We start from the raw sequence: 15179 nt of genomic DNA on the forward strand, positions 1-15179 counted from the left end.
CGGCTCGCGCCGCGCGGCGGACCGCCCGAGCGGCCCGCCCAAGGTGTTCACGAACGGGATCAGTCGTGACGCGAAGGCGCCCTCAGTAGACATCGATCTCCTCGTCCCCGTCGAAGACGCGGATGGCGCCGGAGGGACAGTCGCGGGCGAGGTCGAAGATCTGCTCGTCCGTCAGCCGCGGCCCGCCAGGGACCAGCGCGACGATCTCGTCGTCGTCGAAGCGGAACGACTCCGGCGCCTCCGCGACGCACCTGCCGGAGCTGATGCACACGTCCCGGTCGAGCTGGATCCGGTACGTCACTCGCCGCCTCCGAACAGGACCGGGTAGGAGCCCCAGTAGGGCCGCTGGGTGTTGGCGTCACGCTGCGGCGGGTTGTCCGGGTCGCGCCGCACCCGCGCCGCGAACATCCGCTGGACCACACCGGTGACCAGGCCGAAAAGGTGGTCGTCCGGATCCGAGCCGGCCCGTTGCACGACCCCGGCGGCGAGGTCCTGGCCGATGCACACGTGCATCCCCGCGGCGAAGCTCAGCCCGAACGGGGCCACGTTCGGGGGGAACGTGCGGTGCGGGTCGAACGCGGCGGCGTCCGCGCCGAAGACCTCCGGGTCGCGGTTGACCGACTGCAGGTCGATCACCACGGTCGCGCCCTCGGGGATCTCGATGCCGGAACGCAGCGAGACCGGAGCCAGCGCGCGCCTCCGGCCGATCGGGCTCGACGGGTTGAGCCGTACGGTCTCGTGCACGGAGCGCTGGACGAACAGCGGGTCGGCGGCGGCGAGCCCGGCGTCCTCGGGGTGCGCCTCGATCCAGCCCAGGATGTGATCGACCGAGCGGACGAACGCGGTGGCGCTGGTGTGCGCGCCGGCCAGCAGGAAGAACGCGACCTCCCTGCGGATCACCTCGTGCGGCAGGCGCAGCTCCCCGGTGTGGCGCAGCAGCGTGGTCAGCACGTCGCTGGGCACGTCCACGTCCTCGCCGGCCGCCTCCCGCTCCAGCAGGTCGCGGCGGCGGGCGATGGACGGGGCCAGGAACTCCGCGTCCCAGTCTTCGAGGGCCCGCGCGATCACGCGCCGCTGCTCGTCCTTGTCCTTCGTCGAGTGCGCGAGCGTGGCGCCCTCGATGAAGCTCATCATGTACGCGTAGAGCCGGCCGGTCTCCTCGGCGGTGCCCGCGGGGCGGTCGACGCCCGCGGTCAGGGCGGCGAGGTTAAGCATCAGCTCGTGCCCCAGGTGCACCAGGTCGACCCGGCCCTCCGCCTGGTACGGGGCCAGGGTCTGCTCGATCACCCTTGGGAACAGCTCGCGTTCGTAGCGTTCGAACACCTCGCGGCGGAACATCCGGTTCTCCACCCGGCGCCGGGACCGGTGCTCGTCGCCGTGCAGGTTCACCAGCACGTCCGCCATCACGACCTCGCCCTCGTCGTAGAGCGACTGGCGCAGGTCCTTGCTGCGATAGGCGTCCTTGGCGTCCGCGAACGTGGTGAGGACGATCGTTGTCTCTTCGGCGACGGCTGTCATCTGGACTTGCTCCTCCGTTGCGCACGACCGGATCGGGGGGTTGCCGGTCCCTGCTGAGGGTCTCGTGGCTCACCGAGCGGCGTCAAGACCCTAACGACGAATGACAGGGCGGTACGCAGGGTCACATCTTCCGCAGGGCGGTGTCCGCTGGTAGCGTCGTTAGTGTTCTAACCCCGTGTCAATCAGGGAGCGCGTGGCGATGACGACGATCACTCTTGACGGCTACGCCGACGTACGCGAGGCCTTCCGGCTGCGCGACCTCAAGCAGGCGCTCTACGACGAGGGCGGGGTCGTCATGGCCGACTGCCTGCTGGTGCTGCACGGGGAGGACCACCGCGTGCGGCGCAGGGTGGAGAACCGGCTGTTCCGCCGGGGCACGTTCCGGCACTGGGAGCGCGAGTTCCTGCACGACGTCGTACGCGACACGCTGGCGCCGTTCGCCGCCGACGGCCGCGCGGACCTGGTCGAGCTCGGCTACCGCACGATCATGAGCTTGACCGCGCTGGTCGCCGGCATCGACCGGCCCACCGGCTCCGCGGCCGAGGCGGACGCGCTCTACCGCTACGCGAAGAAGTTCTCCGAAGGCGCCACCCTGGTGCACACCACCCGGGACCCGGACGTCGTCCGGGCCGAGGTGCGGGCGGCGCTGGACGAGTTCGACGCCACGTTCATGCGGCCGTCGCTGGAGCGCCGCAGGGCGTTGCTGGCCCGGCACGCGGCCGGCGAGCTGGGTGAGCAGGACCTGCCCCGCGATGTGCTCACCGGCCTGCTGCGCCACTGGGACGAGCTCGGCATCGACCAGGAGATCCTGCTCCGCGAATGCGCCTTCTACCTCCAGGCCGGCTCGCACAGCACCGCCGACGCGTTCACGCACTCGGCCGACGAGTTCTTCGCCTGGGTCCGCCGCGACCCGGCCGCCGCCGAGAAGGCCCTCGACGACCCGGCCCTGCTCCAGCGCTGTGTGCACGAGACCCTGCGGCTGCACCCGGCCAGCCCTGTCGCGCAGCGGCGCGCGCTGGCCCCCGCCGTGCTGCGCGGCGGCACCGAGATCCCCGAGGGCGCCTTCGTCGTGCTGGACATCGCGGCGGCCAACCGCGACCCCCGGGTCTTCGAGCGCCCGGACGAGTTCGACCCCCTGCGCGAGGTCCCGGCCGGCGTCCCCCGCTGGGGCCACGCCTTCGGCGGCGGCACCCACGCGTGCATCGGCACCGAACTCGCCGGCGGTGTCCCGGCGGCGGACGACGCCGAGCAGGTTCTCGGCACCGTCACCCTCATGCTGTCGGCCCTGCTCACCGCCGGCGCCCGCCCAGACCCCCACCATCCGCCCAGGCGCGACCCCAACTCCTCCCGCGACCACTTCGCCTCCTATCCAGTGCTGTTCCGATGACATCCACCCACGCGGTGAGATCGGCCTACGCGGTGAGATCCGTCTGTGCGGTGACGACCGGCTGTGCGGTGACGACCGGCTGTGGGGTGGGATCCGACCAGGCGGTGCCATCCGCCCGGAGGGTGGCGTCCGCTTGCGCGGTGACGCCTGACCAGGCGATGACATCCGCTCGCGCTGTGACATCTGCCTGTGCGGTGGCGTCCGCTTGTGCGGTGAGGACCGGCTATGGGGTGTTGGGCGCTCACGGGGTGGCGGGTGCTCACGGGAGGGTGGGTGGGAACGGATGACGGCCGGGTATCGGGTGACGGAGCGTTTTCTGGCGGCGGTGCACGCCAGGGATGCGGACGCGGCGGCCGGATGTTTCGCGGAGGACGGCACGTACGCGAACGTCCCGCACGCGCCCGTGGCCGGGCGGGCCGCCGTCGCGGCGTTGCTCCGGCCGATTCTGGGCCGCTCCGAGCGGGTGCGGTGGGAGCTGGTGACCGCGAGCTACACGGACGAGCGCGCGTGGCTCGAACGGGTCGACCGGTTCTGGATCGACGGCCGGGAGTACAGCGTCGCCTGCAACGGCGTCGCGGAGGTGGATCCCGCCCGCGAGCTGATCACCGGCTTCCGCGACTACACCGATCTGGCCCCCTGGCGGGCCCTGATCGCCCCCGTGCTGGCGGGCTGACAGTCTCGTGGACCTCGACGACCTGGACCTGGCCCTCCTGCGCCTGCTCGTGGAGGAGCCGCGCGCGGGCTACCGCGAGTACGCGCGGGTGCTCGGCGTGGCCAGGGGCACGGTGCAGGCCCGCATCGCGCGGCTGGAGCGGCGCGGGGCGATCACCGGCTACGCCGCGCACGTGTCGCCGGCCGCCCTCGGCTACACGGTCCAGGCGTTCGTGCACCTGCACCTCGCGCAGGGCAGGCTGGACGACGTGACCGAGCGGCTCGGCCAGCTCCCGGAAGTGCTGGAGGCCCACTCGACCACCGGAGAGGGCGACCTGCTGTGCCGGATCGCGGCCCTGGACAACGGTCACCTGGAGCAGATCGTGCAGGCCCTGCTCGCGCTTCCCGGCGTGGTCCGGACCCGTACCGAGGTAGCCCTGCGCGGCCGCGTCCCGTACCGCGTGCTCCCGCTCCTCCAGCAGGTCAAGCCGACGTCCTGAACGAGCGGGGCCCGGCCGCGAGGTCGCGGCCGGGCCCCGGGCTTCTACAGCGCGGCCAGGGCGCGGGTCACCAGCACCTCGGCGAGGTGGGTGCGGTAGGACGCGCTCGCCACCGCGTCGTCCGGCGGCTCGCAGCCCCACGCGGCCAGCCGGGCAGCCTCGGCGGCCGGTTCGCCCGCCGCCAGGGCCTCCTCCACCGCCGTCGCCCGCACCGGCGTCGGCCCCATGCCGATCAGTGCGATCGCCACGCCCCCGCCGGGCCGGGCCTGGGCCGCGACCCCGACCACGGCCCAGTCCAGGGCGCGGCGGCTGAACTTCTCGAACGCGTACGACCGGCCGGGCGCGGCCGGCAGCCGGATCTCGGTGAGCAGCTCGCCCGGCGCCAGCGCGTTACGGCGCCGGCCGGTGAAGAACTCCCGCGCCGGGATCTCCCGTACGCCCGCAGGGCCGCGCGCCACCAGCACCCCGTCCAGCGCGAGCACCGCGCCGGCCAGGTCGGCCGCCGGATCGGCGTGGGCCAGCGAGCCGCCGATCGTGCCCCGGTTGCGCACCTGCGGGTCGCCGATCCGGCGCGCGGCGGCGGCCAGCAGCGGCACCTGCGCGGCCACCACCGGGTCGCGCTCCAGGGTCCGGTGGCTGGTGAGCGCGCCGACCGCGATCCGGTCGCCGTCCGCCCTGACGTACGACAGCTCGCGGAGCCGGCCGATGTCGACCAGGACGCCCGGCTCGGCCCGCCGCAGCTTCATCGCGGGCAGCAGCGAGTGACCGCCCGCCAGCGGCCTGGCGGCGTCGCCGTGCCGGGAGAGCTCGTCGAGCGCCTCCTCGACGGAGCCGGCGCGCACGTAGGAGAAGCCGGCCGGGATCACTTCGCGCCTCCGTTCGCGGCCGCCCACTGGACCGACTCGACGATCATCTGGTAGCCGGTGCACCGGCACATGTTGCCCTTGAGCCCGCCGCGGATCTCCTGCTCCGTCGGGTCGGGGTTCTCGGCGAGCAGCGCGGTGGCCGCCATCACCATGCCCGGCGTGCAGAACCCGCACTGCAGCCCGTGGCACTGCCGGAAGCCCTCCTGCACGGGCGACAGCCCGTCCTCACCGGCCAGCCCCTCGACCGTGGTGACCGCGAGGCCGTCGGCCTGCGCCGCCAGGACGGTGCAGGATTTCACGGCCTCGCCGTCGAGCAGGACCGTGCAGGCGCCGCAGCTGGAGGTGTCGCAGCCGACGTGCGTGCCTGTCAGGGACAGCGTGTCGCGCAGGAAGTGGACGAGCAGCAGCCGGGGCTCGATCTCCCGGCTGTGCGCCTGCCCGTTGACGGTGATCTCAACTCGCATCGTGCATGACCTTCCAGACTCGTTCCGGCGTGCAGGGCATCTCCACGTCGCGCACGCCGAGATGGGCCAGCGCGTCCACCACGGCGTTCACCACGGCCTGCGGCGCCGCCGTCGCGCCCGCCTCGCCGAGCCCCTTGGCGCCGAGCGGGTTGAAGCTGGACCTCGTCTCGATGTGGTGGGTCTCGTACGGGGGCAGGTCCAGCGCGCCCGGCACCATGTAGTCCTCCAGGGACGCGGTGAGCGGCCGGCCGCCGGCGTCGAAGGCGACCTTCTCGAACAGCGCCTGCGCGATGCCCTGGGCGACCCCGCCGTGGATCTGCCCGCGGGCCGTCATCGGGTTGATGACGGTGCCGCAGTCGTCCACGCAGACATACCGCAGGATCGACACCCGCCCGGTGTCGCGGTCGATCTCCACCACGCACCCGTGCGCCCCGCTCGGGTAGCTGAGGTTCTTGGGCTCGAAGTACGAGGTGTTCTCCAGGCCGAGCGCGGCGCCCTCGGGCAGCAGGTGCGGCTTGAAGGCGCGCTCCGCCACCTCCGCCAGCGTCACCGTCGCGTCGGGCACGCCCTTGACCTGGAACCCGTCGCCGATCCGCACCAGGTCGTCCGCGTCGGCCTCCAGCATGTGGGCCGCGACGCGCCTGGCCTTGTCCGCCACCTCCACAGCGGCCATCCGCACGGCGTTGCCCGCGACCGGCATGCCGCGGCTGCCCATGGTGCCGGTGCCCTCCTGCACGACCGCGGTGTCCCCGTAAAGCACGCTGATCGCGTCGAAGGGCACGCCCAGCTGGTCGGCGGCGATCTGGGCCAGCGCGGTCTGGTGGCCCTGCCCGTGCGGGGCGGTGCCGACCAGGACGATCACCGATCCGTCCGGCTGCATCCGGACGTTCGCCGACTCCCAGCCGCCGAGGTAGCCGAACTGCTCGAACAGCGGCGTGGGCCCGAACCCGCCCATCTCCACGAACGTGGACAGCCCGACACCGAGCAGCGGCGCGCGCGGGTCGGCGAGCCGCCGCGCCTGCTCCTCGCGCAACCCGGCGTAGCCGAGCCGGTCCAGCAGCAGGTCCAGCGCGGCCGGGTAGTCGGCCTCGTCGTACACGATCCCCTCGAACGGGGTCTGGTACGGCATCTCGCCCGGCTGGATCAGGTTCGCCTTCCGGACGTCGGCGGGGTCCCTGCCGAGCTCGCGGGCGACCAGGTCGACCACCCGCTCGATCAGGAAGCTCGCCTCGGGCCGTCCCGCTCCCCGGTATGAAGCGGTAGGCGTGGTATTGGTAACGACGCTCCGGTAGCGCGCGGCGATCTTCGGGATCTTGTAACAGCCGCCCAGCATGTACGAGGTGAGCGTGGCGAGACCGATGCCCACCGGGTCGGGCACGCCGCCGATGTTGACCGTGAGCGTCACGTCCAGGGCGAGGATGCGGCCCTCGTCGTCGAAGCCCACCTCGACGTCCTGCAACTGGTCGCGGCCGTGGTAGGTGTGCACCATGTGCTCGCCGCGGGTCTCGACGTACTTGACCGGCCGGCCGAGCCGGCGCGACAGCTCGGGCGCGAGGAACAGCTCGGGCATGAACGACGACTTCACCCCGAAGGCGCCGCCGACGTCGGGCGTGACCACCCGGACCAGGTGCCTGGCGAGCCCGAACCGCTCGGCGATCTCCGCCCGGACCCGGTGCGGCGCCTGCACCGTGGCCCACACGGTCGGCCCGGCCCCGGTCCAGTCGGCGAGCACCCCGTACGGCTCCATCGGCGCGCCGGCGCAGCGCTGGTTGACCAGACGGGCGCGCAGCCGGTGCGGGGCGGCCTCCAGATCGGCCGTCACGTCGTCCGGCGTCACCTGCTGTTCCAGGGCCAGGTTGCCGGGCAGCGGCGCGAAGATGGGCACCGCGTCCGGCGCCAGCGCGTCGGCCACCGTGGCCATCACCGGCAGCGGCTCGTACGCCACGCGCACGGCGCGCGCCGCGTCCGCGGCGGCGTACCGGTCGGCGGCGACGACCACGGCCACCGGCTCGCCGACGTAGTGCACCTTGCCGGCGGCCAGGTAGCCGCGTTCCAGGCCGGGCACGGACGGGCGGGGCGGCAGGCCGGCGAAGTCCCGCGCGGTCCAGACGCCGACCACGCCGGGCAGCGAGCGGGCCTCCTCGGCGTCGACGCCGGTGATGAGCGCGTGGGCCTCCGTGCTGTGCACGTAGACCATGTGGAGCAGCCCGGGACGATGGATGTCGTCCACGAACGTGCCGCGCCCGGTGAGCAACGCGGCGTCCTCCTTGCGTGGTACTGCCGAGCCGATCATCGTCACAGGCCACCTCCGTTGGTGCCAGGGGCGCGTCGTTAGACGTATAGCGACTTATATTGTCGCCTACGTCACACCTCCGGCAAGACCTTGGTGCGGCCGATCATCAAGAGGGGTACACGACGTGGTCGCCGAAGGCGGCGCGCACCACGTCCGCCCGGCGCGCGTCCAGGAGTTCCAGGCACCAGGGCACCTGGGCGTCACGCGACTCCGAGTACAGCCAGAACCCCGGATCGACGGGAAGCGGGCCGCTGCCGCGGGCCACCGCGGACACCGGCGCCCCGGCGGGTCCGGGCCGGAGGCGGGCGGCGGGGGAGTAGGTGACGTCGGCGTGATCGGCGAGCGCGGCCACGGCGTGGTCCAGGTCGCGTACCCAGAAGGCCAGGTGGTGGATGCCGGGGCCGCGGGTCTCCAGCCAGGCCGAGGTGCGGGTGCGGCCCTCCAGCGGCTCGACCAGCTCGATCGCCGTGTCCGCCAGGCGGGCCATGGCGATCCTGGAGCGGGACGGGCCCTGCCGCTCGCCGTGCAGCTGGAGGAGTCCGGCCGGCTGGTCGATCTCGGTGACCAGCCAGTCGGAGACGCCCAGCAGCGTGCCCCAGGTGCGGGTGAACTCCGCCACGCTGGGCACGGCGATGCCCACGTGGCACAGTCCGAGCAGGCCGAGATCGGTCATCGGGTCCTCCTGTGCGTGCTGCGTACAATCTGCGGGTGCGAGTTGATCCCGGTGAGCGCCGCCCGAAGCTGTCTCTCGAGGTCGCCAGGCAGATCGTGGAGACGATGCGCGACAGCGGCATGGGCCCGGGCGACCGCTACCTGCCGGAGGCCGAGGCGATGCGGCGGCACGGCGTGGGGCGGGGCACCTACCGGGAGGCGCTCCGGTTCCTGGAGCACCAGGGGCTGATCGTGATGCGGCCGGGGCCGAACGGCGGGCCGGAGATCGTGCAGCCCGGCTGGCCCAACCTCGCCTCCACCGTCGCCTTGCTGCTGCAGTTCGCCGGGGCGCCGCTGAGCTCGGTGCTGGACGCCCGGGTGATGATCGAGCCCGGCCTGGCGGAGCTGGCCGCGCGCAACGCCACCGACGAGGAGCTGGCCGCGATGGCGGGCGACCTCGACGCGATCGAGCGCGGGCTCGGCTCCTACCGGGCCTTCTCCGCGGCTTACGAGTCCTACTGGCGCCACCTGGCCGAGAGCTGCCACAACCAGCTGTTCGCCTTCCTCAGCCCGGCGCTGCGGGCGATCGTGAACAGCGCCGGGTTCGTGCCGGACGAGCGCTACCGCGCGCAGGTGCTGGGCCGGCTGCGCACGGTGCACGCGGCGGTGGCGGCGCGTGACGCGCAGGCGGCCCGCGACGCGATGCGCGAGCTGGAGGAGGAGTTCGGCCGGCGGCTGCGCGAGGGCTACCCCCGGCAGATCGCCCAGGTGATCGACTGGTCGGACGTGCGCGAGCCGTCCTGACTTTCCCGCGCGCACCCGCTTGAGGGTTGCCACCGTTTCAATTTATCGTAGCAATGATAGAAAACATAGCTGAGAAAAACTAGGTACCTGAATTCGCCTCAGGTCTCTTGTCGGCCGCTCGCACGGGCTGTAAAACTAGGTACCTGGTTATGGAAGCAAGGGTGGTGATGGCCGTGACGTCGACCGGAGCGCGGCTGGTGGCGGAGTTCGAGCGGATGGTCAGCCGTGACGGCGGCGAGCTCGTGCTGCTGGCGGAGGACGCCGGCACGATCCGGGTCGGTTACCGGCCCGGCAGCGCGGGTCCCGACTGCGCGGACGACGTGTGCGTCCTGCCGCAGCACGAGCTGAGCCAGCTCATGGCGGAGACGCTGCGCCGCCGCAGCCCAGGAACGGAGATCGTGGTGGAGGTCCTTACATGAGTGCCCGGCTGAGCATCGTCAACCCGGTGGCCACGCCACGCTCCCACGCCGACGGCGACCGGTTCCCGCCCGCGCCGCGGCCGGAGACGCTCGACGGCGCCACGGTGGCGCTCTACTGGAACGGCAAGCAGAACGGCCTCGACGCGCTGGTCAAGGCCCGCGAGCTGATCGAGGCCGCGTACGAGGACGTCACGTTCGTCGAGATGACCGGCGCGCTCGGCGGCACGACCCGCTACCTGTCGGAGGAGCAGCTCACGCTCATCGAGGAGAAGGTCGACGCCCTGGTGGGCACCTCCGCCGACTGCGGCAGCTGCACCTCCTGGCTCATCCGCGACCTGTGCGAGGTGGAGCGGCGCGGCGTGCCGGCGATCGGCTACACCGCGGCGATCTTCGACGAGGACGCCCGGTTCAGCGCCAAGACCTTCGGGGTGCCCGAGGCCTGCCCGGTCATCGTGCCCGAGTGCTTCTCCAACAAGGACACCGCCGAGATCCACCGCATGGTCGAGGAGTCGTTCGCCGAGGTGGTCGAGTGCCTGACCAAGCCGCGGCCGGTGTTCGACGTGCTGCCCGAGTTCGCCTCGATGGTCCTGGAGAGCGCCCCCGAGCTGCACTACGGAGGCGGCGACCTGCTGGAGGCGTTCGACGAGATGCAGCGCCGGTTCGTGGCCAACGGCTGGAGCGACGGCATGCCGCTGGTGCCGCCCACGCGGGCCAAGGTCGACGCCATGATCGCGGCGTCCGGGCTGGACGGCGGCCACGTCGTGGGCGACTTCGCGCCGGGCTTCGGCATCGGCACGGTCGAGAAGATCGCGGCCAACGCGGTCATGGCCGGCTGCCGGCCCGAGACCATGCCGGTGATCATGGCCATGATGGAGTGCGTGCTGGACCCGTCCATCGGGCTGCGCACCTGGGCCATGTCCACCGGCCCGCAGGCGCCCGTGGTGCTGGTGTCCGGCCCGATCGCCGACGAGATCGGCATGAACCGCGGCATGTGCGCCCTCGGCCCCGGCTCCGTCTCCGAGGTCAACGTCGCCATCGGCCGCGCCCTGCGGCTGATCATGATGAACGTCGGCCTGTCCTACCCCGGCATCACCGACATGGACACCATCGGCACGCCGATGAAGTTCTCCGCCTGCGTGGCGGAGAACGAGGAGCGCACCCCGTGGGAGCCGTGGCGGGTGCAGCAGGGCCACTCCCTCGAAGACTCCACGGTCACCGTGAACGTGCCGTACGGGATGACCGAGTTCTTCGACTTCCAGAACTCCGACCCGGAGAAGCTCATCGAGAGCTGGTCCACGCTCACCTCCCACGCGGTCGGCACGCCGTCCGCAGGGGCGTGGCTGATCAAGAAGGACGCGCCGCTGGAGGCCGGCTACCCGTTCCACGGCACGTTCTCCAACCTGCTGCTGATGGCGCCCGACCACGCCGCCGCGTTCGCCGCCGCCGGATGGACGCCCGCCGACATCAAGGAGGCCATCCACCGGCGCACCAAGCTGCCCTTCCGCCAGCTCATGCTCAACCAGTCGATGCCGGCCTTCGAGACCTCGCACCCCGAGCTGCGCTGGCTGCTCGACGCCCCCGAGACGCCGGTCACCGTCAACCCGTCGGCCGACTGCTTCGAGCTGTTCGTGGTCGGGGCCAAGGCGGGGCGCAGCCAGTTCTGCTTCGGCGGCACCAACTCGGTGACCAAACCCGTGATCAGGCGATGACCTGGCCGCTCGGCGGCCCGCCGTCCGACGTGCCCGTGTCCCGCGAGATCTGCTCCGGGACCGGCGCGCTCTTCGGCGGTTGGGGGCTCGGGCTGCTCGCCGACGCCGCCCAGCGCGCTACCGGGCGGCGGTTGCGCGACCTGTCCGCGGCCTTCCTGCGGCCCGTCGCGCGTGGCGCCCGGCTCTCCGTACGGTGCGACGTGCTCACCGAGGGCCGGGCCCTGTCCCACTGCCGCCTCGACGCCACCGACGGCGACCGACCGGCCCTCACCGGCACCGCCGTCGTGGAGGCGACCTCAGCCGCGCACCCTGAGACGGCGGCCTCGGCCGGGGCCGCCGCGCTCCTTGAGGTCGCGGGCGCTGGGACGGTGGCGCCGGGCGGCGTCGTCGCTCGCCCTGGGACGGTGACCTCGGGCGGCGTCGCGAGCCCGCCGCGGGTTCCCGGGCCGTTGGAGTGTCCGGAGCGCTCGTACGAGTCGGGGTCAGGCGGCGCGATGATGCTCGACGTCCGGGTGGCCGGTGGGTCGCCCGGGTCGGTGCTGTTGTGGGCGCGGGTGCTCTGCGACGTGCCGGACGAGGTGCGGCTCGCGGTGGTCAGCGACCACGTCCCCTACCTGCTGCGCCGGACCCTGCCGGGACGGCCCCGGGTGACCACCGTCAGCGCGTCGCTCCGGCTGTTCGGCGGTCCCGTCGCCGAGTGGGTCCTGCTCGACGTGAGCCTGGTGGCCCGCGCCGGCCGCACCGCCGCCGGCCGGGTGGCGTTGTGGCAGGACGGCGCCTCCCTGGCCGGGGTCGCCGAGCAGACCATGCGCCTCAGCGCCTGAACCTCCGGAGGGTCCCCGTGAACGACAAGATGTACATCCACGAGTTCATCGACGTCACCGGCCACAACCGCGCCCGCTACATGCACCACATGACCGCCAACTTCAGCCCCATCGCCCAGGAGGAGCGCGACCAGCTCTGCTACGGGGTGTGGGGCGTCGTCGGCTCGACCGCCTGGTGGCCGGGCGTGGTCAACATCTGGGAGGAGGACGGGTGGGACGGCCTGGCGTCGTCGTTCCGGCACGAGCTGGGCCACCCGTCGCTGCAGGACCCGAAGTTGGCCGCCTGGTGGGCGGCCGCCGCCGAGATGCGCTCCGGCGGCGTCGACCGCCTGCTCCTGCCCGCGCCGTGGACGCGCACCATCGAGGAGCTGTGCGCCGACGGGGTGCGCGGCGAGGTGTACGCGCACGAGCGGATCACGGTGCCGCCGGGGGACGCGGCCGACTTTCTGGAACGGGCCCGCGACCAGGCCGTCCCGCACTACGGACGCTTCGGCTGGGACCTGGCCGGCGCCTGGCGCACCGCGCTCGGCGACGACTCCGAGTGCTTCCTGCTCTGGGCCGTGCCGGACTACGAGCGGTGGGCCGCCTTCGAGGCCGCGAACGACGCCGACCGGGCCGCCGGCGGCTGGAAGACCCGGCTCCGCGACACGGCCCGGTCGTTCCAGCGCATCCTGCTGGTCGACGCCCCGCTGTCCCCCATGCGCATCGGCCGCCAACCGTCCCGCTCCGACCGCACCGAGGACTGGTCAGAGTAACCAGACCAGCCCGCCGCACCGCGCGCGGGGCCGGGCCGGGTGTGGTGACGGATTCGCCGCAGCATCGTGCGCGGGGCCGGGTCAGGTGTGGTGACAAATCCGGCCGCCGCGAAGTGTTCGGGGCCGGGCCGGGTGTGGGAGCCCGGCCCGGCCCCGCGTCGTGCGGGGGTTCACGTCAGGATGTGATCACCAGGGCGTCGACGGCCACCGCTCCGAGGCCGCTCGGCCGTACCAGCAGGGGGTTGACGTCCAGTTCGCGTATGGAGTCGCCGAGCTCCAGCGCCAGCGTCTGCAGGCGCATGACCGCGTCGGCGACCGCGTCCAGGTCGCCGGCGGGCCGGCCGCGGACGCCGGCGAGCAACGCCGGCGCGCGGGTCTCGCCGATCATCCGCAGCGCCTCCTCCCGGGAGAACGGCGGCACCCGGAACGACACGTCCCGCACCACCTCGGTGAACACCCCGCCCAGCCCGAACGTGATCGTCGGCCCGAACGGCGCCTGGTGGCTGACCCCCAGGATGAGCTCGGCCACCGCGTCGGTCACCTGCGGCTGGACCACCACCCCCGTCAGCCGCAGCCCCGAGGCCCCGGCCACGATCTCCGCGTACGCGTCCCGTACCCCGTCCGCGTCGCGGAGCCCCACCCGGACCAGCCCGAGGTCGGACTTGTGGGCCAGGCCGTCGGCGAGCGCCTTGAGCACCACGGGATACCCGAAGCGGGCCGCCGCCGCCACCGCCTCGTCCGGCGACGCGGCGACCGCCTCCTCCACCACCGGGATCCCGTACGCGCGCAGCACGTCCTTCGCGGCCACCTCGTCCAGCGTCGAGCCGGGCACGAGCCGTCCACGGACGGCGGCCAAGGCGGCGGACGGCTCGCGCGACGCGTCCGCGAACGGGCCCCGGTAGCCGCGGTGCAGCGCCCAGAAGTCCGCCATCGCCCGGATGCCGCGGACCGCCGTGCGGAAGGAGTGGAACACCGGGATGCCCGCCTCGCACAGCGCCCGATGGTCGGCGTCCCTGATCGGCGACGTCCAGGCGACCACGATCGGCTTGCCGCCCCGCTCGTGCAGCGCGATCAGGTCGCGGGTGATGGCGTCGCTCATGCCGGGGAACACGCCGGTGATCGGCGCGAGCAGGACGTCGGTGTTGGCGTCCTCGATCAGCGCCTCCAGCACCTTGCGGCCCTCGGGCCGGGCGGTCGCGACGCCGCCCGTGTCGACCGGGTTGCCGAGGTGCAGGTAGCCGGGCAGCAGCTCGCGCAGCCGGGCGATCGTACGCTCCTCCAGCCGGGGCAGCGGCACCCCGGCCAGGCCGCACAGGTCGGCCACGTGCGAGCCGGTGCCGCCTGACATGACGCACAGCGCCACCCGGTCCCCGGCCAGCGGCGGCGTGTGGCAGAACGCGCCGGAGACCTCGATCGCCTCGTCGATGTCGTCCACCCGGATCACCCCGGACTGGCGGAACACGGCGTCGTGCACCGCGTCGGGGCCGGTCAGGTGCCCGGTGTGCGCCTTGGCCATGGCCTGGCCCTGGTCGCTGCGGCCGACCTTGATGCAGACGATGGGCACGCCCGCGCGCACCGCCTCGTCGGCGGCCAGCCGCATGGTGCGGCCGTCGACGAAGCCCTCGACGTACGCGGCGATGGCGCCGACGCCCGGCGTCCTGGCGAAGTGCGCGGCGAAGTCGGCGAACTCCAGGTCCACCTCGTTGCCGACGGTCGCCCAGGCGTGGACGCCGATGCCCAGCTCCTGCCCCTGCACGACGGGCCGTCCCTGGTTGCCCGACTGGGTCACCACGGCGAGCTTGCGGCCGGGCAGACCTTCGCGCCACGGCTCGATGAGGTTGAGGTTCGTGTTGGGGCCGATGATCCGCATCGGGCCGCGGGCGAGCTCCTCCAGCCGCCGCTGCGCCGCGTGCCCCTCCTCGGTGCCCAGCTCGGCGAAGCCGGCCGCGAACACGTACGCGAACCGCACGCCCTTGGCCAGGCAGTCCTCCAGCACCGGCAGCGGGTCGCGGACGAGCACGATCGCCACGTCGACGTCGCCGGGGACGTCCAGGACGGTGCGGTACGCGGGGACGCCGTCGATGGCGGGCTTGACCGGGTGGACCGGGTGGACGGCGTGCGCCCCCCTGGCGAGCAGGCGTTCCCTGGCCTGGCGCCACTGGGCCCGCTGCGGGCTGCCCTCGGTGTCGGTGGCCCCGATGACCGCGACCGAGCGCGGGGCGAACAGGGGGTCCCAGTCGATGGCCCGCAGGGCGAGCGGGCGGCCGCTGACGTCGAGTGGGGGTGAAGTCATGTGATCAAGCCTAGCTCAAAGAGAGCAATCATGGTTAAGATTGAT

General features: G+C 73.0%; 15 protein-coding genes. 8 read left to right on the forward strand and 7 right to left on the reverse strand.

All coding sequences use genetic code 11. The features are described from left to right. Window positions 1–82 precede the first annotated feature (82 nt). Both AB0K05_RS32715 and AB0K05_RS32720 read right to left on the reverse strand, forming a co-directional pair. A complete protein-coding gene (locus AB0K05_RS32715; protein ID WP_271280490.1) occupies window positions 83–301 on the reverse strand; it encodes a ferredoxin in 219 nt (72 codons plus the stop codon). After that, entirely contained in the window at window positions 298–1518 is a 1221-nt protein-coding gene (locus AB0K05_RS32720; protein WP_271280491.1) for a cytochrome P450, read from the reverse strand. Before AB0K05_RS32720 ends, AB0K05_RS32715 begins: the two co-directional genes overlap by 4 nt. Before the next feature lie 199 nt (window positions 1519–1717). Between AB0K05_RS32720 and AB0K05_RS32725 the strand changes: the two genes are divergently transcribed. The 3 genes from AB0K05_RS32725 to AB0K05_RS32735 all read left to right on the forward strand — a co-directional run bounded on the left by AB0K05_RS32725 (window position 1718) and on the right by AB0K05_RS32735 (window position 4056). Further along, on the forward strand, window positions 1718–2905 hold the full coding sequence (locus AB0K05_RS32725) for a cytochrome P450 (RefSeq protein ID WP_219549588.1): 1188 nt from the start codon (window positions 1718–1720) through the stop codon (window positions 2903–2905). Window positions 2906–3188: 283 nt separating this feature from the next. Next, on the forward strand, window positions 3189–3578 hold the full coding sequence (locus AB0K05_RS32730; protein WP_364234321.1) for a nuclear transport factor 2 family protein: 390 nt from the start codon (window positions 3189–3191) through the stop codon (window positions 3576–3578). Between the two features lie 7 nt (window positions 3579–3585). After that, window positions 3586–4056 carry an Lrp/AsnC family transcriptional regulator gene (locus AB0K05_RS32735; protein ID WP_364234324.1) on the forward strand — a complete coding sequence of 157 codons (471 nt, stop codon included), beginning with the start codon at window positions 3586–3588 and terminating at the stop codon, window positions 4054–4056. Between the two features lie 44 nt (window positions 4057–4100). On the opposite strand, the gene AB0K05_RS32740 is transcribed toward AB0K05_RS32735, so the two are convergent. The 4 genes from AB0K05_RS32740 to AB0K05_RS32755 all read right to left on the reverse strand — a co-directional run bounded on the left by AB0K05_RS32740 (window position 4101) and on the right by AB0K05_RS32755 (window position 8352). Beyond that, entirely contained in the window at window positions 4101–4922 is an 822-nt protein-coding gene (locus tag AB0K05_RS32740; protein ID WP_364234327.1) for a xanthine dehydrogenase family protein subunit M, read from the reverse strand. Next, window positions 4919–5386, reverse strand: coding sequence for a (2Fe-2S)-binding protein (locus tag AB0K05_RS32745; RefSeq protein ID WP_148031137.1), 468 nt, complete (start codon window positions 5384–5386; stop codon window positions 4919–4921). Before AB0K05_RS32745 ends, AB0K05_RS32740 begins: the two co-directional genes overlap by 4 nt. Continuing rightward, entirely contained in the window at window positions 5376–7679 is a 2304-nt protein-coding gene (locus tag AB0K05_RS32750) for a xanthine dehydrogenase family protein molybdopterin-binding subunit (protein WP_364234493.1), read from the reverse strand. The genes AB0K05_RS32745 and AB0K05_RS32750 overlap by 11 nt, the downstream gene beginning before the upstream one ends. Before the next feature lie 106 nt (window positions 7680–7785). Beyond that, window positions 7786–8352, reverse strand: a complete 567-nt coding sequence (locus AB0K05_RS32755; RefSeq protein ID WP_271278194.1) for a VOC family protein — start codon at window positions 8350–8352, stop codon at window positions 7786–7788. 35 nt (window positions 8353–8387) lie between these two features. On the opposite strand from AB0K05_RS32755, the gene AB0K05_RS32760 reads away from it, so the two are divergent. The 5 genes from AB0K05_RS32760 to AB0K05_RS32780 all read left to right on the forward strand — a co-directional run bounded on the left by AB0K05_RS32760 (window position 8388) and on the right by AB0K05_RS32780 (window position 12841). After that, window positions 8388–9134, forward strand: coding sequence for an FCD domain-containing protein (locus AB0K05_RS32760; protein ID WP_364234332.1), 747 nt, complete (start codon window positions 8388–8390; stop codon window positions 9132–9134). Between the two features lie 173 nt (window positions 9135–9307). Beyond that, entirely contained in the window at window positions 9308–9553 is a 246-nt protein-coding gene (locus AB0K05_RS32765; RefSeq protein WP_148031141.1) for a hypothetical protein, read from the forward strand. Then, on the forward strand, window positions 9550–11262 hold the full coding sequence (locus AB0K05_RS32770) for a hypothetical protein (protein ID WP_271278195.1): 1713 nt from the start codon (window positions 9550–9552) through the stop codon (window positions 11260–11262). The genes AB0K05_RS32765 and AB0K05_RS32770 overlap by 4 nt, the downstream gene beginning before the upstream one ends. Next, window positions 11259–12086, forward strand: a complete 828-nt coding sequence (locus tag AB0K05_RS32775) for an acyl-CoA thioesterase domain-containing protein (RefSeq protein ID WP_364234336.1) — start codon at window positions 11259–11261, stop codon at window positions 12084–12086. The genes AB0K05_RS32770 and AB0K05_RS32775 overlap by 4 nt, the downstream gene beginning before the upstream one ends. 17 nt (window positions 12087–12103) lie before the next feature. Continuing rightward, window positions 12104–12841, forward strand: coding sequence for an NIPSNAP family protein (locus AB0K05_RS32780; protein ID WP_364234339.1), 738 nt, complete (start codon window positions 12104–12106; stop codon window positions 12839–12841). Between the two features lie 175 nt (window positions 12842–13016). On the opposite strand, the gene AB0K05_RS32785 is transcribed toward AB0K05_RS32780, so the two are convergent. Next, window positions 13017–15134, reverse strand: a complete 2118-nt coding sequence (locus tag AB0K05_RS32785; protein ID WP_364234341.1) for an acetate--CoA ligase family protein — start codon at window positions 15132–15134, stop codon at window positions 13017–13019. Between the last annotated feature and the right edge of the window lie 45 nt (window positions 15135–15179).

It is taken from the genome of Nonomuraea sp. NPDC049486 (assembly GCF_040676925.1).
GTDB lineage: Bacteria > Actinomycetota > Actinomycetes > Streptosporangiales > Streptosporangiaceae > Nonomuraea > Nonomuraea ferruginea.

Excerpts from the sequence above, each read along its gene's own strand:
- AB0K05_RS32785 (WP_364234341.1), bottom strand. The coding sequence starts at position 15,134 with ATGACTTCACCCCCACTCGACGTCAGCGGCCGCCCGCTCGCCCTGCGG.
- AB0K05_RS32775 (WP_364234336.1), top strand. The coding sequence starts at position 11,259 with ATGACCTGGCCGCTCGGCGGCCCGCCGTCCGACGTGCCCGTGTCCCGC.
- AB0K05_RS32725 (WP_219549588.1), top strand. The coding sequence starts at position 1,718 with ATGACGACGATCACTCTTGACGGCTACGCCGACGTACGCGAGGCCTTC.
- AB0K05_RS32755 (WP_271278194.1), bottom strand. The coding sequence starts at position 8,352 with ATGACCGATCTCGGCCTGCTCGGACTGTGCCACGTGGGCATCGCCGTG.
- AB0K05_RS32730 (WP_364234321.1), top strand. The coding sequence starts at position 3,189 with ATGACGGCCGGGTATCGGGTGACGGAGCGTTTTCTGGCGGCGGTGCAC.
- AB0K05_RS32770 (WP_271278195.1), top strand. The coding sequence starts at position 9,550 with ATGAGTGCCCGGCTGAGCATCGTCAACCCGGTGGCCACGCCACGCTCC.
- AB0K05_RS32750 (WP_364234493.1), bottom strand. The coding sequence starts at position 7,679 with ATGATCGGCTCGGCAGTACCACGCAAGGAGGACGCCGCGTTGCTCACC.
- AB0K05_RS32745 (WP_148031137.1), bottom strand. The coding sequence starts at position 5,386 with ATGCGAGTTGAGATCACCGTCAACGGGCAGGCGCACAGCCGGGAGATC.
- AB0K05_RS32720 (WP_271280491.1), bottom strand. The coding sequence starts at position 1,518 with ATGACAGCCGTCGCCGAAGAGACAACGATCGTCCTCACCACGTTCGCG.